This window comes from Enterobacter sp. YSU (genome assembly GCF_016082135.1).
GTDB classification, from domain to species: domain Bacteria; phylum Pseudomonadota; class Gammaproteobacteria; order Enterobacterales; family Enterobacteriaceae; genus Enterobacter; species Enterobacter hormaechei_C.
On the sequence record NZ_CP059487.1, the window covers coordinates 418,549 to 441,044 of the forward strand.

Below are 22,496 nucleotides of genomic sequence, written 5' to 3' on the forward strand. Positions count from 1 at the left end.
CTCTCACCCCGGCCCCTCGCTCCCCGCCGCCAGCAGCGGCACCACCACATCGCTGACGGGCACCGCAATCCCGTGCCTGCGGCCATAGCGCTGGATCACGCCGTTGCGTATGTCCCACTCCATCAGGCGATCCGCCTGACGGTCGGACAGGATCGACAGCATTAAAGATCTGCACTGGGACATTCGCCCCAGCCCGCACATTAGCACCATGCAGGTGCGGTCGACGGATAAGCCGCTGACGCTCAACAACGCGATTAATATCGCCTGGCTGATCCAGGCCACGTCACACTGGCTGCTGACCACGCGGCCTTATAAGCATCAGGAACGGGATTTTCTGCGGTACCTCTTTACCGTTTTCAGGTGTGTCGCTACGGATAGGTGGATATTCAGACGAGCCGTTATGAGTTTTTAAACAATTAATAAAGAGTCAAATAGACAGAATACCCAATAAACATTCAAGTATTTATTACATCTTCAATTAATATTCACTTAATTATTATTTAAGCAAAACCACCGTATTAATCATTAACAATTTATCCAGATCCAAACCATAAGCCCCCATACTTTCTTAATTTGCATCAACGAAACCGCAGATCGTTTTATATCCACCCTGTACAAAATTGACGGCCAATTTTGTACGCGCTAGCGTTGCACTAGTTACGTAACTAGCTAAACCATAAGGTCTTTTCAGGATTTCCTTAAATGGAGTTTTAAACAAATGGCTATTCCCGCTTATTTATGGCTTAAAGATGACGGCGGCGCCGATATAAAAGGCTCTGTCGATATATATGGACGTGAAGGTAGCATCGAGATTATCGCCTTAAATCACGCCATAATGCAGCCCACGGACAAGCATAACGGCAAGGCGACAAGTCTTCGCATCCATTCCCCCTATTCTTTCGATAAAGAGATCGACGCTTCCAGCCCCTATTTGTACAAGGCTGTTAGCACGGGCCAGAAGCTAAAATCCGCAGAGATAAAGTTTTACCGTATCAACGATGCTGGTCAGGAAGTGGAATATTTTTCCACCCTTCTGGAAGGCGTGAAGATCGCCAGCGTCTGTCCAATGATGCTTGATATCAAAGATCCTGACTATGAGAAGCATAACCATCTTGAGCTGGTAGAGCTGCTCTATGAAAAAATTACCTGGCGCTACGTGGACGGTAACATCATGCATTCAGATAGCTGGAATGACCGTAAGACGGCATAAGGAGAACGTTATGGGATGGAAGTATGAGCAATCAACTGGCAAGATGTATAAAGACGGCAAATTAATTGAGACAGGATATTCCGGTGCCCTTACCAATAAAAATAATCCGGACCGTCAGCATGTGAAGGGTCTGGGTCCATTGCCGCGCGGAACATATAAAATTGCGGGACATTCGAATTCTAAAGGACCCATTACCATTATCCTTGAGCAAACTTCGGGAGAGAGTTTTGGTCGTTCAGAGTTCCGCATTCATGGTGACCATAAGTACGGTCCAGCCGGATTTGCTTCGGAGGGGTGCATCATTCTCTCACTGTCAACGCGACGTAAAATCCTTCGTGACGGCGGTGAGCTTGAGGTAGTGCGATGAAATACCCAATCGTCCTGCTGCTTTGTGCGCTCACTGTCCCAGCCATTGCAGCCAGCACTGACTGGCCATCAGCACTTCATGGAATCGCCTCAGGTGACACACACTGGATTGAGCAAGCCCCAACGCTGGCTGCCACGGCTGACGCCAGGCAGGCGCAACTGCTGGAGGATGCTTTGGCCGCAGCGCTCACAACAAACACCAGCGCCACACTGAAAGCGCTCCAGACCATTGACGCGGGAAAGTGGCCGCACATGGTTGGCAGCGATATCGTCTGCACGCCGCCTCTAGAGAAATCCCCCGCCGAAGTCGACGCGTTCTATCAGCGCACCCGCCGGGCGCTGCTGGATACGGTTGAGGGTGCTCAGTGCCTCTGGATCCTGGAAGCAACAATGGAAGAGCTAAACGCTGAGAAAGCCCGTCAGGGTAAGTAAGAGTTACCCGGCGCACAACGGCCGGGTCTTCCTTCTCGCCAGACCCTGGCTCACCCCGGCCCCTCGCTCCCCGCCGCCAGCAGCGGCACCACCACATCGCTGACGGGCACCGCAATCCCGTGCCTGCGGCCGTAGCGCTGGATGACGCCATTACGGATATCCCACTCCATCGGGCGATCCGCCTGACGGTCGGCGAGGATCGACGTGCCCAAATCCACTGGCGCGCGCTGAAAGTTCGCCAGAATCTCCTGCGCCACGTCATCGGCCAGCTTCGCCCCCTCGGCGCGGGCGACGGCCAGCCCCTCGCGCAGGTAGGCCAGCGCCAGTTCGCTGATATCCTCGCGCCTGAACATCCCGGCGCGGCGATTGGCCAGCACCATCAGCCCGGCGACCGCGTTTTGCAGCAGCTTGCGCCAGGCGACGGTGGGGAAATCAGCCGAGAGTTCAACGTCACAGCGCGTGCCGCGAAGCGCCTCCACCACCCGCTGCGCCTGCGGCACGTCCGGCAGCGTAAGGCGCGGTTTGGCGCGCAGCCAGACGGAGGCATCCGGCTCGCGCTGGGCAGGGAACCAGACCACCGAGGGCAACACCGTTGCGCCATTGACCAAAGGCGCAAGCTGGGCTTTCTGCTCCACGCCGTTTTGCAGCGCGCAGACCACGGTGTTTTCATCGCACAGGGCGCGCAGCCAACCGGTGCTGTCGGCATTTTGCGTGGTTTTTACCGCCAAAAAAACGAGGTCAACGGGGCGCGTAATGACGCTGGGATCGGTGAGTACCGGACCGGGCACCACAATTTCACCCTCATCATGACGCAGGCGCAGTTCCGGATGCGCGGTGCGACCACACAGCAGCGGCGTGCGGCCCGCTTCATGCAGCACCGCGGCGATGGTGGTCCCAATCGCACCGGGTCCTGTCAGCGCAATGGTTGGATAGTCAGACATGGATCACTCCCCTTTTGCTAAGCCTGCTATCAGTTATACCACCCTGAGACGAGCGCGCCACGCCCATTGTCTATACTCAACTCATAACAGACAACGGAGTGCGCCATGCCTTTACCCGACTTCAAATCCTCTGAACCTTATACCCTCGGCATTGAGCTCGAACTCCAGGTGGTTAACCCGCCGGGTTACGATCTGAGCCAGGACTCCTCTGCCCTCATCGCCGCCGTCAAAGACGACATCAAAGGGGGGGAAGTCAAACACGACATCACCGAAAGCATGCTCGAAATCGCCACCGGCGTGTGCCAGACCATCGACCAGGCAGCGGCGCAGTTTTCAGTGATGCAGCAGAGCATCCTGCGCGCGGCGGAAGATCAGCATATCCAGATCTGCGGCGGTGGGACGCATCCGTTCCAGAAATGGCAGCGGCAGGAAGTGTGCGACGACGAGCGCTATAACGTCACGCTGGAGCGCTTTGGCTATCTGATTTTGCAGGCGACGGTGTTCGGCCAGCACGTACACGTCGGCTGTCGGACCGGGGACGACGCCATTTACCTGCTGCACGGCCTGTCGCGCTTTGTGCCGCACTTTATCGCCCTGGCCGCCGCATCACCGTATATGCAGGGCACGGACACGAAGTTCGCCTCATCGCGTCTCAACATCTTCTCGGGCTTCCCGGATAACGGTCAGATGCCGTGGGTCAACAGCTGGCAGGAGTTCGAGGGGCTGTTCCGCCGCCTGAGCTCCACCAGCATGATCGACAGCATTAAGGATCTGCACTGGGACATCCGCCCCAGCCCGCACTTCGGCACCGTCGAGGTGCGGGTGATGGATACGCCGCTGACGCTCAGCCACGCCATTAACATCGCCGGGCTTATTCAGGCGACGTCGCACTGGCTGCTGACCGCGCGGCCGTATAAGCATCAGGAACGGGATTTTCTGCTCTATCGCTTTAACCGTTTTCAGGCCTGTCGCTACGGGCTGGAAGGCATTCTGACGGACGTACATACCGGCGAGCACAAAACCGTGGCGGAAGATATCGCCTGGCTGCTCGAGCAGGTTGCGCCGTCGGCCGAGAAGCTCGGCGCGACAAGCGCAATCAATGAGATTGCCCTGCTGTTAAAGCAGGGCAAGAGCGAGGCGCAGCGCATGCGGGACTTTATCGCCGATGGCGGCTCGCTGATTTCTCTGGTGCAGAAGCACTGTGAGCTGTGGGCGACGAGTCCGTAAGGCCGTGGCCCCACTCGCGCAGGCGCTGGAACAGCACGAACAGCGCCGGGATGAACACTATCCCCACCACGGTCGCCACCAGCATGCCGCTGAACACCGTAGTGCCGATGATGCGGCGGCTCTGGGCACCCGCCCCGGTCGCCAGCATCATCGGCAGGACGCCGATAATGAACGACACGGCGGTCATCATTACCGCGCGGAAGCGGCGCGATGCCCCCTCCCGTGCGGCATCGACAATCGCCATTCCATCCATGCGCCGGGCGCGGGCAAACTCCACGATAAGAATTGCGTTCTTGGCGGCGAGGGCTATCAGTAGCACCAGACCTATCTGCACGTATACGTCGTTGGCATAGCCCGCCAGCCACAGCCAGACCAGCGCCCCGCCGATGGCGAACAGCACCGAGAGCATCACGCTCGCCGGCAGCGTCCAGCTCTCGTACTGGGCGACGAGGAACAGCCACGCCATCACCACCGCCGCCAGCACGATCCATATCGCCTGATTGCCGGTCTGCTGCTCCTGATACGACATGCCGCTCCAGGCGTAGTCGTACCCGGCTGGCAGGTTTTCCGCCAGAATCTCGCCCATCGCCGCCATTGCGGTGCTGCTGCTCACCCCTTCCGCTGCCGAGCCGCTCACCGATACCGACGGGAACTGGTTGTACTGCTGTATAAATGGCGCGCCGACGGTCGGCGTGATGGTGATGAGGTTGCTCAGACGCACCCGCTCGCCGCTGTTGCTGCGCACGAACAGCTCGCTGATTTGCTCCGCGCGCTCGCGCCACTGCATCTCGTTCTGCATCACTACGTGGTAGACGCGGTTGTTGACGCTGAAATCCCCGGCGCGCGTGCCGCCAAAGGCGGTTTGCAGGCTGCTGAAGATGCGTGACACCGGCACGTCGAGGCGGGCCGCGCGCTCGCGGTCAACGGTGAGCGTCATCTGCGGCACGTTGCTGCTCCAGGTGGTGAACACGCGGCTCAGCTGCGGGTGCTGGTTGGCTTTCGCCAGCACCTCACGCGTCACGCGCTCCAGCTCCGCCGGACTTTGCCCCGCCTGCGCCTGAATGCGCAGGTCGAAGCCGGAGGCGTTGCCCAGCCCCGGCAGCGTCGGCGGCGCAAAGGTCATGATGGTGGCTTCCGGCAGGGCCAGCAACTGGCGCTGAAGGGTGCCCATCACCTCATCCAGCGGCGGACGCTCGCTCCAGTCTTTGAGCATGATGGAGATAAACCCGCCGTTCGATGCGCTGGTGCCGTTGAGGATGTTAAACCCGGAGACCTGAATCACGTCTTCTACCGCCGGGTTGTTAGCGATCAGCTCGCGCGCGGTGGTCATCACCGCTTCGGTGCGCTCCAGCGAGGCTGCCTCCGGCAACTGGACGCTGGCGAAGAAGTAGCCCTGATCCTCCTGCGGCAGGAAGCCCTTTGGCATCGACATAAAGCTGAATACCACCACCGCCGCCGCGCCTGCGGTGGCCAGCAGCGCCAGCCACGGACGGAGGTTGAGCACGCTCACGATCCGGGTGTAAAGCGTGCGCGTGGCGTCCAGCCCGCGGTTAAACCCACGGAAGATCGCGGCGGGCTGTACCGGACGCGGGCGCAGCAGCATCGCGCAGAGCGCGGGCGTCAGGGTCAACGCCACCAGGCTTGAGAGCGTGACGGCAGTCGAGAGCGTCACCGCGAACTGGCGGTACAGCTCGCCCACAATCCCCGGCAGGAGCGCCACCGGCACAAACACCGCCAGCAGCACCAGCGTGGTGGCAATCACTGGCCCGGCAATCTGGCGCAGCGCCAGCGCGGTCGCCGCCGTCCGGCTCTGCCCTTCCGCCATCAGCGTTTCGACGCTCTCCACCACTACGATGGCGTCATCCACCACCATGGTCAGCGCCAGAATGATGGCGAACAGGCTCAGCGTATTGGCGGAGTAGCCGAGCGTATAGAGCACCGCGAAGGTGCCCACCAGCGACACCGGAATGGCAAGGGCAACAATCAGCGTCGCGCGCCAGCTTTGCAGGAACAGGGACACCACGACCACCACCGCCAGCATCGTCAGCGCCAGCGAGACGCCAATCTCTTTGATGGTGGCGGCCACAAACGAGGTGGTGTCGAATTTGACTTCATAGACCAGATCGTCCGGGAAGCGCGTGGATAACCGTTCCAGCTCCGCGCGCACCGCATCGGCCACGCGCAGGGCGTTGGCGGACGGCGTCGGGTAGATGCCGAGGTAGGCGGAGTCGTGCCCGTTCAGCTGCGCGCCAGAGCTGTAGCTGCGCGAGCCAAGCTCGATGGTGGCGACGTCCTTCAGGCGCACCAGCTGACCCATCTCCCCGGCGCGGATAATGATGTTGGCAAAGTCGTCGGCCTGATTTAAGCGCCCCAGCCCGTTAATGGTCAGGGTCTGCTGCTGGCCGTTAAACACCGGCGGCGTGCCGACCTGGCCTGCCGCCCCCTGCACGTTCTGCTCGCGCAGCGCCTGCGCCACGTCATCGCTGGTCACGTTCAGGGCGTTCATGCGGTCCGGACGCAGCCAGATGCGCATGCTGTAGTCCCGTGCGCCAAACATCTGTACCTGCCCGACGCCCGGCAGGCGAGACAGCGCCTCGCGCACCTGGGTGCTGGCGTAGTTGCTGACGAACAGCGGCGTGTGGGTGTTGTTCGGTGAGTAAAGGCTTACCCCCATCATCAGGTTGGTGGCGCGCTTGCGCACCTGCACGCCGTTTTGCTGTGCCTCGGTCGGCAGCTGCGCCACGGCCTGCGCCACGCGGTTCTGCACGTCGATGGCGGCGAGATCCGGGTCGGTGCCTGCCGCAAAGGTAATGTTCAGGCTATAGCTACCCTCGTCCGAACTGGTGGACTCCATATAGAGCATATGATCCACCCCGTTCAGCTGGGTTTCCAGCGGCGTGGCGATGGCCTCCGCCACGTCAGCCGAGCTGGCGCCCGGCCATGACGCTGACACATTCACGACCGGCGGGGTGATCTGCGGGTACTGCTCCACCGGAATAATCCTCAGCGCGATGGCCCCCAGCAGGGTGATGACCAGCGCAATCACCATCGCAAAGCGCGGGCGTTTGATGAAAAACGTCAGCATGATGGCTCCTTAATTCAGTATCTGGACGGCAACGCCTGGCTGCACGCGCTGCGCACCGTCAGTAATCGCTCGCTCACCGGGCTTCAGGCCGGAGGCAATCTGGAACTGCTGGCCGATCTGTCCGGCGACCTTCAGCGGACGCATTTCGGCTTTATCCTCGGCGTTAACCACCCATGCGAAGAACCCGTGGCCATTCTGCTGTACGGCAGCGGCGGGCAGAGTCAGCACTGGTTGCTCACTTGACGGACGCAGGTAGACGTTCACGTTGCCGCCGGGCAGCAGCTGATGGCGCGGGTTGGCGAACTCGGCGCGCAGCATCACGCTGGCGGTGCGCGGGTCGATGCGGTTGTCCACGGAGGTGAGTTCCCCGCTGATGCGCTGGCCGTTGCTGTCAATCAGCGCCTGCCAGGCCTGCTTCATGGCGCTGATATCCGCATGCTGTCCGGCTTTAGTGGCAAACGCGCCCTCTTCCAGCGCAAAGGCAATGCGGATGGGATCGAGCTGCACCACCTCCACCAGCACACCGCTGGCAGGATTCACCAGGCTGCCGACGTGAAAGTTGCTGTGCCCCACGCGCCCGTCAATCGGTGAGGTAATGCGCGTGTAGTTGAGGGTGACGCTGCGGGTGTCGAGCCGGGCTTTCGCCTGCTCCAGCGCGGCGCTCGCTACGTCGCGCTGCATGCGGGCGTTGTCCACGTCGTGGCGGCTGATGGCGTTGCTGCTGCCCAGGCTTTCGAAGCGTGACAGCTGCTGCTGCGCCTGACGCAGCGTGGCTTCGGCGCTTCTCACTTCGGCCTGCGCCAGACGCAGGGCGGCGCGCGGCTCGGCGTCGTCCAGTTCGAACAACACGTCGCCTTTTTTCACGTACTGCCCGTCGCGGAAGTGGATTCTGGTGATGACGCCTTCCGTACGCGCGCGCAGTTCAACGGTGTGGATAGCTTCAATGCGACCCGGGATCTGACGCTCGGCGGCGTGGGCGGTCTGCTCCACGGTGGCGACACGCACGGGAATGGCCGCGGCGAATGCGGGTGGCAGGGTGCAGGCGAGGAGCGCGAACAGGAGTGGGAATTTCATGGGAGTACCTCGGCGTTGTTTTCCCTCACCCCGGCCCTCTCCCACAGGGAGAGGGAGGTCAGAGTTCCCTCTCCCTGTGGGAGAGGGTTAGGGTAAGGGCAAAAGGTTATGCATCCTTACGGAACCTGCGGGTCAGTCGCTTCTCGATTTCGACGACGAAGAACATCACGCCCGCCACCGCCAGCGTCACGAACCAGTAGCGCAGCGGCAGCGCTTCGGTCCCGAACAGCATCTGCATAAACGGCAGGTAGATAATCGCCGCCTGGAGCAGGAACAGTACGCCCGTTACCAGCCAGATCCCTTTGTTCGCCAGCAGGCCGCGGTTCAGGGAGAACCCGTCGGTATTGCGGCAGTTAATCATGTATACCCACTGGGCGCAGACCAGCATCTGCAACAGCACGGTGCGGATGAACTCCGCGCTGTGGCCGCGCGGGGCCAGCCAGGCTTCCAGCGCAAAGGCGGCGATGGCAATCATGGTGCCGACGAAGGCCACGCGCCAGACGGCGTAGGCGTCCATCACGTGCTGCCCGGTCTGACGCGGCGGGCGGCGCATAATGTTGCGCTCGGCGGCCTCGAAGGCCAGGCCGAAGGAGAGCGTGGCGGAGGTCGCCATGTTCATCCACAGGATCAGCACTGGCGTCAGCGGAATGATGTTCCCCGCCAGCAGCGCAATCACAATCAATAGCCCCTGCGCCAGGTTGGTCGGCATGATGAACAGGATGGTCTTCTTCAGGTTGTCGTAAACGCGACGCCCCTCTTTTACCGCGCTGGCGATGGTGGCGAAGTTATCGTCCGTCAGGACCATGTCCGCCGCCTCTTTGGTCACTTCCGTGCCTTTGATGCCCATCGCGATACCCACGTCCGCCTGGCGCAGCGCCGGGGCATCGTTCACGCCGTCACCGGTCATGCCGACGATTTCGCCTTTGTCCTGCAACGCTTTCACCAGGCGCAGCTTATGCTCCGGGCTGGTACGGGCGAAGATGTCATACTTCACCGCCGCTTCCGCCAGCTCGGCGTCGTCCATCTTCTCCAGCTGGTAGCCGGTAACCGCCTGCTCGCTGTTGGTGATCCCCAGCATCTGGCCGATGCTCATCGCCGTCTGCGGGTGATCCCCGGTGATCATCTTCACGCGGATCCCCGCCTGCTGGCAGGCGTTAATCGCCTCAATCGCTTCCGGACGCGGCGGATCCATCATCCCGGCAATGCCGAGGAAGATCAGACCGTGGCTCAGGTCGTCGTGAGTTAATGCCTGCTCGCCGTTCGCTGGCTTGAACGCCGCGGCGACCATGCGCAGCCCCTGACGCGCATAGCGCTCCATCTCCGTTTCCCAGTACGCGCGGTCAAAGGCTTGCGCACCGTTGCGGGTCTGCTGCTGCTCACACAGGGCGAAAATCACGTCCGGCGCGCCGGTAATCAAAATCTGCTCCTCACTGCCAATCTGGTAGTGGGTGCTCATGTACTTGTACTGAGAGTCGAACGGGATCTTGTTAACCAGCGTGGTCACGACCGGCTCGAGGTGGGCCTTGGCCGCCAGCACCTTCAGCGCGCCCTCGGTTGGCCCCCCGGTGATGCCCCACAGGCCACGCTCGTCCTGAATCAGCTGGCTGTCGTTACACAGGTCGATGGTGCGCAGGTACTGCTCCAGCACGGTGCCCGGCTGGATCTGCACCGGCTCGTCGCTGCCTTCGAGGTAGATGTTGCCCACCGGCTCGTAGCTGTTGCCGTCCACGCGATAGCAGGTGTCGGCGGTGATGATGGCTTTCACCGTCATCTCGTTCATGGTCAGGGTGCCGGTTTTATCCGAGCAGACCACGGTCATCGCGCCCAGGGTTTCAACCGTCGGCAGCTTGCGGATAATCGCCCGCTTGCGCGCCATCGCCTGCACACCCAGGGAGAGGATAATGGAGATAATCGCTGGCAGACCTTCCGGTACGGAGGCTACCGCCAGGCTAATCAGGGAGAGCAGCAGCTCGCCCATCGGGATCTCGCGGAACACCAGGCTGAAGACAAACAGCGCGGCCATCATCGCCAGAATGATGGCGAAGATCGCTTTGCCCAGCTTGTCCATCTGCACCAGCAGCGGGGTGCGGTGTTTTTCAATGCCCGCCATCATCTGGTTGATGTGGCCGAGTTCGGTCTCCTGGCCCGTGGCAATGACCACACCCACGCCGCCGCCCGCGCTGACCGTCGTCCCGGAAAAGACCAGGTTCGTGCGGTCGCCCAGCGGTAATTCGCCGTTCAGCGGGCTCGTGTGTTTATCCACCACGGTGGATTCACCGGTCAGAATTGCCTCTTCCACGCGTAAATTATGCGCTTCGATTAAGCGCATATCCGCCGGTATACGATCTCCTGCGCGCAACACAATAATATCGCCCGGGACGATTTCCGTCGTCGGGATAGTTTCATGGTTGCCGTTACGAATAACGCGCGCCTCGCTGGAGAGCATATTGCGAATACTCTTCAGGGATTTTTCCGCGTTACTTTCCTGAATGTGGCCAATTAAGGCATTGATTACCGCCACGCCCAGAATAACCAGCGTATCAACCCAGTGTCCCATTACTGCCGTTAATACGGCGGCTGCCAGCAGGACGTAAATCAGGACATCGTTAAAATGCGCGAGAAAACGCAGCCAGCCCGGCTTGCCTTTTTTCTCCGGCAGCGCGTTCGGGCCATGCTTCTGTAAACGCGCCTGCGCCTCGGCACGGTCCAGGCCATTAGCCTGGCTCTGCGCCTGAGCAAGCACCTGCTCTACGGTCTGCTGGTACGCCTGCCCGCCTGCGGGTGGCATATTCTGCGAGAAATTTTTTTTGGTCATGGTATTTTTCCTTCAATATCCGGTGGACGGAAGCCGGAATTCCTTTCTGGCTTTAAATAATTCATTTTTAAGTCTTGCGGGTTAAATTGATCTACCGCAATATATTGACTACCCGGTTATTCAAAACTGATTAAAATTATTTCGACGCGTTGATTTTTACAAAATATTTCTAAACCAACACTAAACGAGGAGGAAGCATGTTTGGTATTTATCGCGGACGGCGTCTGGCGTTATACATTGTCGCAGCCATTGTTATTGCGACGTTAATTGGATATAGCACCTATAGCTTTGTAAAATTATTTTCGTGAGAAAGACGTTTATTTACATAACGCGATATTAATTTAATCGCCCCGAAAATATTATCTATTTTCTGTTATTAATTCGCAGAATAACGGTGGCCTTTTACCCAATTTTGCCAGCGGGGATGATATTGCTTTACGTTTCAGGATGCCGGACAATGACATTTTTAACTGACGATTAACATTACGATGAAACACCCGTTAGAATCGCTGCTCACCGCAGGGGGCATTTTGCTGATGGCCCTGCTCTCCTGCCTGCTGTTACCCGCGCCGTCGCTGGGTCTGGTGCTGGCGCAGAAGCTGGTTCAGACCTTTCATATGGTCGATCTGAATCAGCTGTACACCATTCTGTTCTGTCTGTGGTTTTTGGTGCTCGGCGCCATCGAATTCTTTATCCTGCGTTTCATCTGGCGCCGCTGGTTTTCACTGGCGTCGTAAGCCAGTGAGATCGCGCATCCCGTGGATCAGCGCTTCACACCAGGCCGCGTAGTCGTGGCCGCTGGATGAGGGGTGGAAGCTGACGCGGTAGCCTTTATTCCTCAGCACCTGTTCAAAATCCTGCGTGGTGCGATAGATGCCGCCGCCCGGTCCCGTGGTTTCAAACTTCCCGGCCTGTAACCAGAAGCGCACCGGATACGGTGGAGACTGTTGGTACTGACGCGTCAGCCAGCCGGGAGCGTCACCTTCTGGTGCCCACCAGTAAGAACCGGAAAGGCTCAGCACGTTGCCAAACAGGCGCGGATAGCGCAGCGCCACCCATGAAGAGGCAATTCCCCCGTAGCTTGATCCTGCCAGTACGGTTTTCTGCCGCTGCATGCCGATGCCCTTCCCCCGCAGCCACGGCAGCAGCTCGTGCGCCATAAAGTCAGCAAAATCCGGGTTCGGCGGCAGCTCGTTGCCGCGACGGGCGTGATCGAGGCTGTCGATAAACACCACGTTAATCGGAGGCAGGTGATGTCGGGCAATCAGACCGTCCAGCACGTTGGCAAAATGGTATTCGTCCTGATAAACCTGTCCGTCGAAAAGGATGAGCGTCCAGCGTGCAGGCTGTGCGCCGCGCGGTTGGTAGATCATCACGTCGCGGGCATTGCCGAGGATGTTGCTGCTCAGCCTCTGGCGGCTCAACGTCCCGTGTAACAGCGGCTGTGCCGTAGCCCGAACGGAGCAGTAGCGCGCTGGGCTGAGATCGAGCAGAGAATAGCGATTCCAGCGATCGGTCTTCTGCTCCCCAAAGCTATTCGGGTTAAGCGGATCGGCCTGCGCGCTTACCAGGATGGCGCGGCGTTGATCGCGGGCAGAGCCTTCAACGATCGGCACATCGGGGGCGAGCTTGTACTGCATCACCGTATCAGCGGGGACCACGTAGCTGCGGAACCAGACGTCGCTGTTGCCCAGACGGAACAGCGGATCGTGATCCCCCGCCGGAGAGCCGAGAATGAAGACGTTATCCCGCGCGCCGCGCCACAGAAAGGTCACCCGCTTATGGCTCGCATCTACCGGCTCCACCATCGGCGTTCCCTGTCGACGCTGCGCCTGCCAGAACGCCTCGGTACTTCCACCGGCAGAAATGACGTTTGCCAGCGCCTTCAGCGTCGGGCTTTCTGGCGCCAGCATCTGCACGCGTGGTAACGGAGAGGTCTCTTTCATCCGCCACTGAAAACGCCACGGCTTGCCAGCTTCGCCGTGTAGCACCAGCGAGGTGTTCTGTTTCACCGGCAGGGCAAACAGCAGCGTGTGTTCCCCGTCCGCAGGACCGTTTTCGATCAGCGTGCGGATGCGACGGTTTTGCCCATCCAGCAGGCGCGCATCCGTCACGCCATGCAGCGTGGCGGAAACGTAATTTTCATCCAGCTCGGGCAGGGAGAAGCAGACTTCGCCGCTGGCATCAAACTTTCCCTGAACATCGCCCTGCCGGGACGACTGCTCGCACGTTGCCGCCACGGCGGGCAGCGCGCCGATCCCCAGCAGCAACCCACTCCATACCCTCTTCATTACCGCTTGTTCCCCAACGAAATTTGTTAACAACGCTAATGCAAATGGTAATAATTTGCAATATCATCAACGGCGTTTTACCGGTGTTTTTATGGCGATAGCAACCAAGGACGTTCAATAAAAATGTTTAAAAATAATAAGATAATGCAGCTCTGGCTGCTGAGTCTGGCGACGACCAGCGTCGCGGCTCAGGCAGAAACGAAAGAAGAAACGATTACGGTGACGCAGGGCGTGAGTGAAGAGCCCACTGCGCCCGTAAAAGGCATTGTGGCGACGAAAACGCTCTCCGCCACCAAGACCAGCGCGGAGATCGTGAAGACGCCGCAGTCGGTATCAGTGATCACCCGCGATCAGATGAACATGCAGGACGTCACCTCCGTTTCGCAGGCGCTGCGCTACTCGGCGGGCGTGTTTACCGAGTACCGGGGCTCGTCTAACCGTAACGACGAGGTGTTTGTGCGCGGCTTTAGCTACGTGCCGAAATTCCTCGACGGCTTAAGCTTTGGCGCAACGGCTTCCTCACAGACGGGCACAGTTGACCCGTGGCTGCTGGAGCGCGTGGAGCTGGTGCGCGGCCCGGCGTCGGTGCTGTTTGGACAGGTGAATCCGGGCGGATTAATCAGCATGACCAGCAAGCGCCCGACGGCGGAGGCCATTCACAACGTGCAGTTCCGCACCGGCAATAACGATCTCGCCGAAGGTGCGTTTGATTTCGGCGGCAAGCTGAGCGACGACGGCCGCGTGCTGTATCGCGTGAACGGTATCGCCCGTACGCAGCATAATCAGGTGGACGATTATAAAGAGACGCGGATGGCGATTGCCCCGGCGATCACCTGGTACCCGAACGATCAGACCCGCTTTACGCTGCTGACCAGCTACCAGAAAGATCCGGATGCCGGATACCGCAACTTCCTGCCCGCGTATGGCACGGTGAAAAGTGCCGACGGGAAGTACATCCCGCGCGACTTTAACGTCAGCGATCCGAATTACAATCAATCCTGGCGCGAGCAGACGATGATTGGCTACGAGCTGGAACACCAGTTCGCCGACAACCTCACCTTCCGCCAGAACGCCCGTTACGCCACCATCAAGCAGAAATATCGTTATCTGGTTTACGCCAACAGCGCGGCCAACAGCACGGTGTTGACCCGTCGCGCCCAGCGTGAAGAGCGCACGACCAACGAATTTGGCCTTGATAACCAGCTGGAATATCTGCTGGAGACCGGAAGCGTCAACCACACCCTGCTCGGCGGGTTTGATTACAAGACCAGTAAGGATAAACAGCTGCTGGCGCGCGGGAGCGGCTCACAGTATGACCTCGACTGGACAAACCCGGTTTACGGCGTGAACGTGGATGAAAGTACCTTCAAAACGGCCACCGACGAGCAGCAAAATCTCGACCAGATGGGCCTGTATCTTCAGGATCAGATGAGCTGGAACAACTGGGAGTGGCTGGTTTCCGGGCGCTACGACTGGAGCGAAGTGCGTACCAACGACTTCACCGATAACAGCTTTACGCAGCAGAACGACAACAAATTTACCTGGCGCACTGGCCTGCTGTACGCGTTTGATTCTGGCCTGTCGCCGTACATCAGCTACAGCACCTCGTTTGAACCGAACCTGCAAACCAACCGTGCGCCGGGCGTTGCGCCATTCAGGCCTACTACCGGGGAGCAGACCGAGATTGGCGTGAAATATCAGCCGGTCGACACCACGCTGATGACCCTCGCGCTGTACGATTTAACTCAGGACAACGTCGCGACCTATAACAGCGCTGAAGGCTGGTTCGAAAATGCGGGCAAGGTGCGTTCGAAAGGCGCTGAAGCGGAAATCCACGCCACGCTGATGGATAACATCAACCTGATTGGCTCCTACACTTACACCGATGCAAAAACCGAAAGCACCACGGTGGCGGGAACTGAAGGCAAAACGCCTGCGCGCATTCCAGCGCATATGGCATCGGCGTTCGCCAGCTATACCGTTCCGGGCGGAGCGCTGAAGAGCCTGACCGCTGGCGTGGGGATGCGCTACATCGGCACCAGCTACGGCGATGCGAAGAACACCTTCAAGGTGCCATCGGTGGATCTGTATGACGCGATGCTGCGCTACGATCTGGGCGAGATGAACCGCAGCCTGAAAGGGGCAAGCGTGCAGTTCAACGTCAATAACGTGGCAGACACGAAGTATGTGGCGTCATGCGCAAGCGATACGGCGTGCTTCTACGGGATTGGCCGGACGGTGACGGCGACGGTGAATTACAGCTGGTAGTTAAAGCCGGGTGGCGGCTATGCCTTACCCGGCCTGGATGTCCGCGCTATACGATGTGTTGTAGGCCCGGTAAGCGCAGCGCCACCGGGCAACTTAAAGGCACCGTGCACACAAAAAAGCGGGGTGGCGGCTACGCCTTACCCGGCCTGGATGTCGTCAATTTCAATGTGTCTGGCGGTGATTCTCTTTGCGATACGCCCCGGGCGGCTGGTTGAAGGTGCGGGTAAAGATGCGGGTAAACGTCTGCTGCGAGTCAAACCCGTAGCGCAGGCAGATATCGTACACGCGCTCGTCTGACTCACGCAGATCGCGCGCCGCCATCAGCAGCTTGCGTTCGCGGATGTAGCGCCCCAGACTTTCGCCTTTGTACTGCATAAACAGCCGCTGTAAATGCCATTTTGAGTAACCCGCATGGCGGGCAATCTCTTCGATGCGTAACGGCTGGTGTAGATTGTCATCAATCCATTCGACAATCGTATCAATGACCTGAGCGGAAATCGTCATACTGCTCTCCCCCTCTGCTTCTCGCTTAAACATTATTCCCACCACTCGCGAAATTGTTGCGTGGTATCACTCACCCGCACGGGCTCGCCCAGCTCCGGCGTCAGCAGCCGGTAGTTTTTATCCTTACTGGCTTTCGCCAGCTGGATCAGTGGATCGTTCCAGGTATGTTTCGCCAGCACAAAACGCCCGTTATGTCCCGGTACGACCGCTTTGGCATTGAGATCTGCCGAGGCCTGCGCCGTTTCTGCCGGGTGCATATGGATGTACTTCCAGTCCTGGTCGTACTGGCCGTTTTCCATGATGGCTAAGTCAACTCCGCCAAACTGCTCGCCAATCGCTTTGAAGTGCGGGCCGTAACCGGAGTCTCCGCTGTAGTAGACCTTTCGCTCTGGGGTGACAAACATAAAGCTGCCCCACAGGGTCTGGTTACGCTTAATGCCGCGCCCGGAAAAATGGCGCGCCGGCAGAACGTGTACGGTCAGCGTATCGCTGATATGCACCGACTGGTTCCAGTCCCGCTCGTCGATAATCTCAGGGTTCATCCCCCAGTAGCGCAGATGCGACCCCACGCCCAGCGGGGTGACCACGCGCTTAACCTTCGGCAGCAGCGCCTTGATGGTGGCGTAATCCAGATGGTCATAGTGATCGTGGGAGATAATCAGCAGGTCGATCTCCGGCATGCTCTCCGCACGCCACGGGTACTCCCCCGCAAACGCTTTATTGAGGAAGGAGAACGGTGCGGCGTAGCTACTCAGAACCGGATCGATCAGGATGCGTTTCCCCGCCAGCTGCATATACCAGGAGGAGTGGCCGAGCCACACCAGCGTGTCCTGTTCAGGCGACAGGCTCGCCAGATCGGTTTTCACCAGCGGCAGCGGCTGCGCAGGACGGGCGTTTTCGGTTTTACGGGTAAGGAACTGCCACCACGCCACCAGCATATTTTGTTGCCCGGTAAAGCCCGGCGTAGGGAGCGTGTTATGGAATTGCCCGTCGCGATAGTGCGGAGAGGCTTCCACTTCAGAGAGCTGCGCACCCTGCGGTGGCTGGCCAAATCCGGCATTTAGTACAAACGGTAAACTGGCAGCTGAAGCAATAATCATGACTAACACCATGCAGATGAATAGAGGCTTTTTCATTTCCTGACCCGCCTACGCGCCCCATCCGATGGTTTGCGCGGGTGACACTTGATTATGAGTGAGTAAGCACTCATTATAGATAGGATGATTACGCCGTCAAGAAGGTTTTCGTTCTTTGACATTCCGCGTTGCAGCGTATCAAGGCTCGTGTTTCAATCAGGGCTTTTACAATTGACGGGAGGAAAAATTTAGTGGCACGTCCGAAGAGTGAAGATAAAAAACAGGCCTTACTGGAAGCAGCAACGGCTGCGTTTGCGCAGTCAGGTATTGCCGCCTCAACGGCGTTAATTGCCCGTAATGCGGGCGTCGCTGAAGGGACACTGTTTCGCTACTTTGCTACCAAAGACGATCTGCTGAATGCCCTCTACCTGCATCTGAAGCAGGATCTCTGCCAGACCATGCTGGCGAATCTCGATCGCACCATCACCGAGCCAAAAGAGCATACCCGCAATATCTGGAACAGCTATGTAGACTGGGGCATTCGTAACCCCCTGGCGCATGCGGCTATCCGCCAGATTGGCGTCAGTGAAAAGCTGAACGCCGAAACCGAGCAGGCGGTGAAAGACATGTTCCCGGAGCTGCATGAACTGTGTCGTCGTTCGATCCGCCCGGTGTTTATGTCTGACGAGTTTAAGACCTTCGGTGATGCAATGTTCTTATCGCTGGCTGAAACCACCATGGAGTTTGCCGCGCGCGATCCGTCCCGTGCCGTCGATTTTAAAGCGCTGGGCTTTGAAGCCATGTGGCGCGGGCTTGCTGAGGAAGATAACCATGGACAGTAAATCCTTGCAGGAACATGCCAGACGCGTCGCGCTGGAGATGCCTTTTACCGAACATTGCTGGCCGTTTGGCCCGGAGTATGACGTGTTTAAGGTGGGCGGGAAAATTTTTATGCTGATGGCGACCGCACACGGTCGGGCTCACGTCAGCCTGAAATCCGATCCGGAAAAATCGCTGCTCAATCAGCAGATCTACCGTGGCGTGGAGCCCGGTTACCATCTGAATAAAAAACACTGGATCTCACTTTATGGCACGGACGACATCACGCCTGAACTGGTCACCGACCTGATTACGGATTCGTGGAATCTGGTCGTTGATAAACTGCCGAAAAAAGATCAGAAGTGGATTCGGCCAGCCTGATTGTTCGTCTGAGACGAACAGAATAAGCGCTCGAATCGCACTTATCTTTTCCCGCTTCGCGCGGTAATCTGCTTTCCTTTCACGCCCGCCCGCGGGCGAATTTCATCACCAGGAGTTGTTATGGATATTATTTCTGTCGCCCTGAAACGCCACTCTACCAAGGCGTTCGACCCAGCCAAAAAACTGACCGCAGAAGAAGCGGAAAAAATCAAAACGCTGCTGCAATACAGCCCGTCCAGCACCAACTCCCAGCCGTGGCACTTTATTGTTGCCAGCACTGAAGAGGGTAAAGCGCGCGTGGCAAAATCCGCGGCGGGCACCTATGTGTTTAACGAACGCAAAATGCTGGATGCCTCTCACGTAGTGGTGTTCTGCGCGAAAACCGCGATGGACGATGCCTGGCTTGAGCGCGTTGTCGATCAGGAAGAGGCTGACGGCCGTTTCGCCACGCCAGAAGCAAAAGCCGCGAACCACAAAGGCCGCTGCTATTTTGCCGACATGCACCGCGTGGATCTGAAAGATGACGACCAGTGGATGGCGAAGCAGGTTTACCTGAACGTCGGCAACTTCCTGCTGGGCGTGGCCGCGATGGGCCTGGATGCGGTACCCATCGAAGGGTTTGACGCCGCGATCCTCGACGAAGAGTTTGGCCTGAAAGAGAAAGGCTTCACCAGCCTGGTGGTGGTCCCGGTCGGGCATCACAGCGTGGAAGATTTCAACGCCACGCTGCCGAAATCTCGCCTGCCGCTGAGCACGATTGTGACTGAATGCTAAGCGCTTCTGGCACGCCGGCTATCGGCGTGCCCGTTTTCAGTAAAGCGTTATCTGCGGATGCTTTACCCCGCACACCAGCGCATAACGCGTTAATGTATCGAGACTCGCCCGGGTAATATTTGCTTCCATTCGTGATACCGTCGGTGCGCTGACGCCCATCCGCTCCGCCACCTGGGCGCGCGTCAGACCAGCATGATTGCGCCATTGCGCCAGCATCTCCCGCAGGCGTTCCTTGCGCTCTTCTGCATCAAAGGAAGCCTGTACCTCTGAATCGCTTAACAGTTCAGCTCTGAGTTCGTCCCAGTCAATAATCTTTTTGCTCATCCAACATCTCCTGTTGTCGTTTCAGTGCCAGACGGAGTTCAGCAGAGGGCGTTTTTTGCGTCTTCTTGATAAACACCCGCAGCAGAAAAATGGTTCTTTCCCGCTGATAAACGTAGATCCCACGAGTATGGATCAGCCCGACGGTTCGGATTTCGAACAAACCATTGGGTAAGGGTTTGCTGTCAGGTTCACGCAATACTGTCGGGTTGTTGCGTAATTTATCAAGCTGGCGAATCAGCTTCGCCTGTACTCCCGCAGGCAATGAGAGGATCTCCTCCCTGACTGCCGCATGAACGATAAGTCTGAACACTGTATTTCATCCCTGATAATATTAGCATGTAAGGCAATTTGCATTAAAGGCTAATTTTGCCTTTCGTGATTCACCTTACCAGCTTATTCCTGGCAGGACCGGATCCGCGTTGATTCCCTCAAAGCCCCTCGCAAAACACTTACTTCCCCTGCTCCTCCAGCCACGCCATCGCCCTCTCCCCTGCCTCATCCACGGGTAAATAGACCAGCAGCCGCGATCCGTTTCGCGGCGCAGAGTACCAGTACATCTGCTGGAGATGAAAATCCCCCAGCTCGGGATGGGTAAACAGCTTGAGCTGGTTCTCCACGCCGCGCACGTCGTTACGCTGGTGCCACAGGGTTTTGAACTCTTCGGACACCGCAAAAAAACGCGCCAGCTTCGCTTCCCAGAGCGGGTCGCCACGGTGCTCAGCCATGGCCGCGCGGAAGTAGGAGACGAAAATCGGCAGCACGTCGTCACGTTTGCCGAGCCGCGCGCGCCACGCCGGATGGGTGAGGAACAGGTAAATACAGTTGCGATCTTCCGGCGGGATGGCGTTGAAATCGACGCCCATCAGGTGGCCGAAGCTGTCGTTCCACGCCACGATATCGAAATTCGGTTTCTGAATACTGGCAGGTTTCGGCATCAGGGTATCCAGCAGGCGACGCGTGCCTTCGCTGATCCCCTCGCAGCACACCGCCTGCGGGGCTTCGCCCGGCGGCAAACCGGCGAGCACAAAAAGATGCCGGGCTTCGGTCGGGGTGCATTGCAGCGCTTTTGCGATGGCGGCCATCACCGCGCTGGACGGATTGACGTCCCGGCCCTGTTCCAACCAAGTGTACCAGGTCACGCCGACATCCGCGAGCATCGCCACCTCCTCCCGGCGCAGGCCCGGCGTGCGGCGGCGGCCGCTGCGCGGTAAGCCGAGCCGCTGCGGATCGAGGCTTTCGCGCCGGGCACGCAAAAACGCGCCCAGCTGCTTGCGGGTGTCATCCTGAAGAGAGGTGACAGGTTCAGACATCAGCGCCATAACATCTCCTGCATGGTAGTGTCAGTACCAGTATAAGCAAGAACTGGTACCCGTTTATTAGATGGTTGATGCTACGACTCTACGCTGTTTGACGCAATGGAGTCACCATGAATACGTCAGTTGTTTCACCGGGTCGTGCGGGCCTGATATTGCTGTTAACCGGCCAGATGCTGCCGCTGATTGATACCTCAATCACCAACGTGGCGCTGGATTCCATCACCCATTCGTTACACGCCACCGCCACCGAACTGGAGCTGATCGTCGCCCTCTACGGCGTGGCCTTTGCCGTCTGCCTGGCCCCCGGCAGCAAGCTGGGCGATAACCTTGGCCGCCGTCGCCTGTTTATGTGGGGCGTGGCGTGTTTTGGCCTGGCCTCACTGCTGTGCGGCATGGCGGGAAATATCGAACAGTTGCTTGGCGCGCGCATTATGCAGGGTGCGGGCGCCGCGCTGATCATGCCGCAAATTCTCGCGACGTTGCATGTGACGTTAAAAGGAACGGCACACGCCAGAGCGATCAGCCTGTTCGGGGGTATCGGCGGAATTGCGTTTATCGTCGGCCAGATGGGTGGCGGCTGGCTGGTATCGGCGGACATCGCCGGGCTGGGCTGGCGCAACGCCTTCTTTATCAACGTGCCGATTTGTCTGGTGGTGCTGGCGCTGAGCCGTCGCTACGTGCCGGAAACCCGCCGCGACACGCCGTCGCGCATTGACTGGACCGGGACTGTCCTGCTGACGGCAATACTGTGCTGTCTGCTGTTTCCGATGGCGCTCGGCCCGCAGTGGCACTGGTCGTGGCCGCTGAAGGCCGCACTGCTGGCGATTGTGCCGCTGGCCTGTTTGATGGTGCTGAACGCGCGCAAAAAAGAGCGTGAGAATGCCCACCCGCTCATCGCGCCACGCCTGTTACAGCTGCGCAGCATCCGCTTTGGCGTGCTGATCGGAATACTCTTTTTCAGCGTCTGGTCCGGGTTCATGTTCTGTATGGCGCTGACCATGCAAAGCGGTCTGGGGATGGCGCCGTGGCAGTCCGGGAACAGCTTTATCGCGCTTGGCGTCACCTATTTTATTTCTGCCTGGTTCGCCCCACGCCTGATTGCCCGCTACAGCACCAGCGCCATCCTGCTGACCGGGCTTGCGATTCAGCTTGTCGGCCTGGTGGCGTTGATCGCCACGTTCCGTCACTGGGGAATGCAGAATACCGCGCTGACGCTGGCCCCGGCCACCGGGCTGGTGGGTTACGGGCAGGCGCTGATTGTAAACAGCTTCTACCGTATCGGGATGCGCGATATTCAGCCTGACGACGCGGGGGCCGCGAGCGCGATTTTAAGCACGCTGCAACAGGCTGCGCTGGGGCTTGGCCCGGCCATTTTCGGCGCGATTTTGCTGCACGGGCTGCAAAATCATCACGGAGATTATACCCAGGCGGTCAACGTCTTCCTGATGGTGGAAACGGCCATGATGGTGGTGCTGGCGCTGGTCACGCTGCGTATGCGTCATCGTCTGTGTTTACCGGTCGTCAAGGCCTGTCCGGCGACAAAATAAAACTGCCTGAATTTGCATAATAGATCCGCAGCCGCCATTATGGGGC

At 58.8% G+C, this 22,496-nt stretch carries 20 protein-coding genes and 2 pseudogenes; 11 read left to right on the top strand and 11 right to left on the bottom strand.

Translation table 11 applies throughout. From position 1 onward, the window contains the following. Positions 1 to 3: 3 nt before the first annotated feature. Positions 4 to 156 (bottom strand): annotated as a pseudogene (locus H2Z33_RS02005) (ketopantoate reductase C-terminal domain-containing protein); the annotation flags it as partial. Between H2Z33_RS02005 and H2Z33_RS02010 the strand changes: the two are divergent. From H2Z33_RS02010 to H2Z33_RS02025, 4 genes and pseudogenes are all read left to right on the top strand, one after another. Beyond that, positions 152 to 375: pseudogene (locus H2Z33_RS02010) on the top strand (glutamate-cysteine ligase family protein); the annotation flags it as partial. The pseudogenes H2Z33_RS02005 and H2Z33_RS02010 sit on opposite strands and share 5 nt — an antisense overlap. Before the next feature lie 343 nt (positions 376 to 718). Further along, the gene (locus tag H2Z33_RS02015) at positions 719 to 1,210 is read left to right on the top strand and encodes an Hcp family type VI secretion system effector (protein ID WP_017694361.1); all 492 of its coding nucleotides are present in this window, start codon (positions 719 to 721) and stop codon (positions 1,208 to 1,210) included. A 10-nt stretch (positions 1,211 to 1,220) separates the two neighbouring features. Further along, positions 1,221 to 1,577, top strand: a complete 357-nt coding sequence (locus tag H2Z33_RS02020) for a tlde1 domain-containing protein (RefSeq protein WP_006809708.1) — start codon at positions 1,221 to 1,223, stop codon at positions 1,575 to 1,577. Beyond that, positions 1,574 to 2,008 carry a hypothetical protein gene (locus H2Z33_RS02025; protein ID WP_017694362.1) on the top strand — a complete coding sequence of 145 codons (435 nt, stop codon included), beginning with the start codon at positions 1,574 to 1,576 and terminating at the stop codon, positions 2,006 to 2,008. Before H2Z33_RS02020 ends, H2Z33_RS02025 begins: the two co-directional genes overlap by 4 nt. A 50-nt stretch (positions 2,009 to 2,058) precedes the next feature. Here H2Z33_RS02025 and H2Z33_RS02030 read toward each other — a convergent pair whose 3' ends face one another. After that, the gene (locus tag H2Z33_RS02030) at positions 2,059 to 2,949 is read right to left on the bottom strand and encodes an oxidoreductase (RefSeq protein ID WP_063134770.1); all 891 of its coding nucleotides are present in this window, start codon (positions 2,947 to 2,949) and stop codon (positions 2,059 to 2,061) included. A gap of 105 nt (positions 2,950 to 3,054) precedes the next feature. On the opposite strand from H2Z33_RS02030, the gene H2Z33_RS02035 reads away from it, so the two are divergent. Then, positions 3,055 to 4,176, top strand: coding sequence for a YbdK family carboxylate-amine ligase (locus H2Z33_RS02035; RefSeq protein WP_015571201.1), 1,122 nt, complete (start codon positions 3,055 to 3,057; stop codon positions 4,174 to 4,176). On the opposite strand, the gene H2Z33_RS02040 is transcribed toward H2Z33_RS02035, so the two are convergent. From H2Z33_RS02040 to H2Z33_RS02050, 3 genes are all read right to left on the bottom strand, one after another. Continuing rightward, positions 4,106 to 7,261, bottom strand: a complete 3,156-nt coding sequence (locus H2Z33_RS02040; RefSeq protein WP_063134768.1) for an efflux RND transporter permease subunit — start codon at positions 7,259 to 7,261, stop codon at positions 4,106 to 4,108. The genes H2Z33_RS02035 and H2Z33_RS02040 overlap by 71 nt on opposite strands. Before the next feature lie 9 nt (positions 7,262 to 7,270). Then, positions 7,271 to 8,335 carry an efflux RND transporter periplasmic adaptor subunit gene (locus H2Z33_RS02045; RefSeq protein WP_032652891.1) on the bottom strand — a complete coding sequence of 355 codons (1,065 nt, stop codon included), beginning with the start codon at positions 8,333 to 8,335 and terminating at the stop codon, positions 7,271 to 7,273. Positions 8,336 to 8,441: 106 nt separating this feature from the next. Next, on the bottom strand, positions 8,442 to 11,150 hold the full coding sequence (locus tag H2Z33_RS02050; RefSeq protein ID WP_063134767.1) for a cation-transporting P-type ATPase: 2,709 nt from the start codon (positions 11,148 to 11,150) through the stop codon (positions 8,442 to 8,444). 488 nt (positions 11,151 to 11,638) lie between these two features. Between H2Z33_RS02050 and H2Z33_RS02055 the strand changes: the two genes are divergently transcribed. Beyond that, positions 11,639 to 11,887, top strand: coding sequence for a DUF1158 domain-containing protein (locus H2Z33_RS02055; protein ID WP_003858875.1), 249 nt, complete (start codon positions 11,639 to 11,641; stop codon positions 11,885 to 11,887). On the opposite strand, the gene H2Z33_RS02060 is transcribed toward H2Z33_RS02055, so the two are convergent. Then, a complete protein-coding gene (locus H2Z33_RS02060; RefSeq protein ID WP_023303241.1) occupies positions 11,873 to 13,441 on the bottom strand; it encodes an alpha/beta hydrolase-fold protein in 1,569 nt (522 codons plus the stop codon). The two genes, H2Z33_RS02055 and H2Z33_RS02060, sit on opposite strands and share 15 nt — an antisense overlap. A 123-nt stretch (positions 13,442 to 13,564) precedes the next feature. Between H2Z33_RS02060 and H2Z33_RS02065 the strand changes: the two genes are divergently transcribed. After that, entirely contained in the window at positions 13,565 to 15,709 is a 2,145-nt protein-coding gene (locus H2Z33_RS02065) for a TonB-dependent siderophore receptor (RefSeq protein WP_049134717.1), read from the top strand. A gap of 162 nt (positions 15,710 to 15,871) precedes the next feature. Here H2Z33_RS02065 and H2Z33_RS02070 read toward each other — a convergent pair whose 3' ends face one another. Continuing rightward, positions 15,872 to 16,213 (bottom strand): RamA family antibiotic efflux transcriptional regulator, encoded by a 342-nt coding sequence (locus H2Z33_RS02070; RefSeq protein ID WP_032670430.1) that lies wholly within the window; start codon positions 16,211 to 16,213, stop codon positions 15,872 to 15,874. Between the two features lie 32 nt (positions 16,214 to 16,245). Beyond that, positions 16,246 to 17,349, bottom strand: coding sequence for a RomA family MBL fold metallo-hydrolase (locus tag H2Z33_RS02075; protein ID WP_063134766.1), 1,104 nt, complete (start codon positions 17,347 to 17,349; stop codon positions 16,246 to 16,248). Positions 17,350 to 17,540: 191 nt separating this feature from the next. Between H2Z33_RS02075 and H2Z33_RS02080 the strand changes: the two genes are divergently transcribed. The 3 genes from H2Z33_RS02080 (at position 17,541) to nfsB (ending at position 19,263) form a co-directional block, all read left to right on the top strand. Then, on the top strand, positions 17,541 to 18,131 hold the full coding sequence (locus H2Z33_RS02080; RefSeq protein WP_003858882.1) for a TetR/AcrR family transcriptional regulator: 591 nt from the start codon (positions 17,541 to 17,543) through the stop codon (positions 18,129 to 18,131). Continuing rightward, positions 18,121 to 18,489 carry an MmcQ/YjbR family DNA-binding protein gene (locus H2Z33_RS02085; RefSeq protein ID WP_003858883.1) on the top strand — a complete coding sequence of 123 codons (369 nt, stop codon included), beginning with the start codon at positions 18,121 to 18,123 and terminating at the stop codon, positions 18,487 to 18,489. The genes H2Z33_RS02080 and H2Z33_RS02085 overlap by 11 nt, the downstream gene beginning before the upstream one ends. A 120-nt stretch (positions 18,490 to 18,609) precedes the next feature. After that, the gene (nfsB, locus tag H2Z33_RS02090; RefSeq protein ID WP_003858884.1) at positions 18,610 to 19,263 is read left to right on the top strand and encodes an oxygen-insensitive NAD(P)H nitroreductase; all 654 of its coding nucleotides are present in this window, start codon (positions 18,610 to 18,612) and stop codon (positions 19,261 to 19,263) included. Positions 19,264 to 19,299: 36 nt separating this feature from the next. Here nfsB and H2Z33_RS02095 read toward each other — a convergent pair whose 3' ends face one another. The 3 genes from H2Z33_RS02095 to H2Z33_RS02105 form a co-directional block, all read right to left on the bottom strand. Continuing rightward, positions 19,300 to 19,587 carry a helix-turn-helix domain-containing protein gene (locus H2Z33_RS02095; protein ID WP_015571209.1) on the bottom strand — a complete coding sequence of 96 codons (288 nt, stop codon included), beginning with the start codon at positions 19,585 to 19,587 and terminating at the stop codon, positions 19,300 to 19,302. Further along, positions 19,568 to 19,897, bottom strand: coding sequence for a type II toxin-antitoxin system RelE/ParE family toxin (locus H2Z33_RS02100; protein WP_017382553.1), 330 nt, complete (start codon positions 19,895 to 19,897; stop codon positions 19,568 to 19,570). Before H2Z33_RS02100 ends, H2Z33_RS02095 begins: the two co-directional genes overlap by 20 nt. A 139-nt stretch (positions 19,898 to 20,036) precedes the next feature. Then, positions 20,037 to 20,906 (bottom strand): helix-turn-helix transcriptional regulator, encoded by an 870-nt coding sequence (locus tag H2Z33_RS02105; protein ID WP_033486540.1) that lies wholly within the window; start codon positions 20,904 to 20,906, stop codon positions 20,037 to 20,039. A 107-nt stretch (positions 20,907 to 21,013) separates the two neighbouring features. Here H2Z33_RS02105 and H2Z33_RS02110 point away from each other — a divergent pair, with 107 nt between their 5' ends. Then, positions 21,014 to 22,450, top strand: a complete 1,437-nt coding sequence (locus H2Z33_RS02110) for an MFS transporter (protein WP_015571211.1) — start codon at positions 21,014 to 21,016, stop codon at positions 22,448 to 22,450. The last annotated feature ends 46 nt before the right edge of the window (positions 22,451 to 22,496 follow it).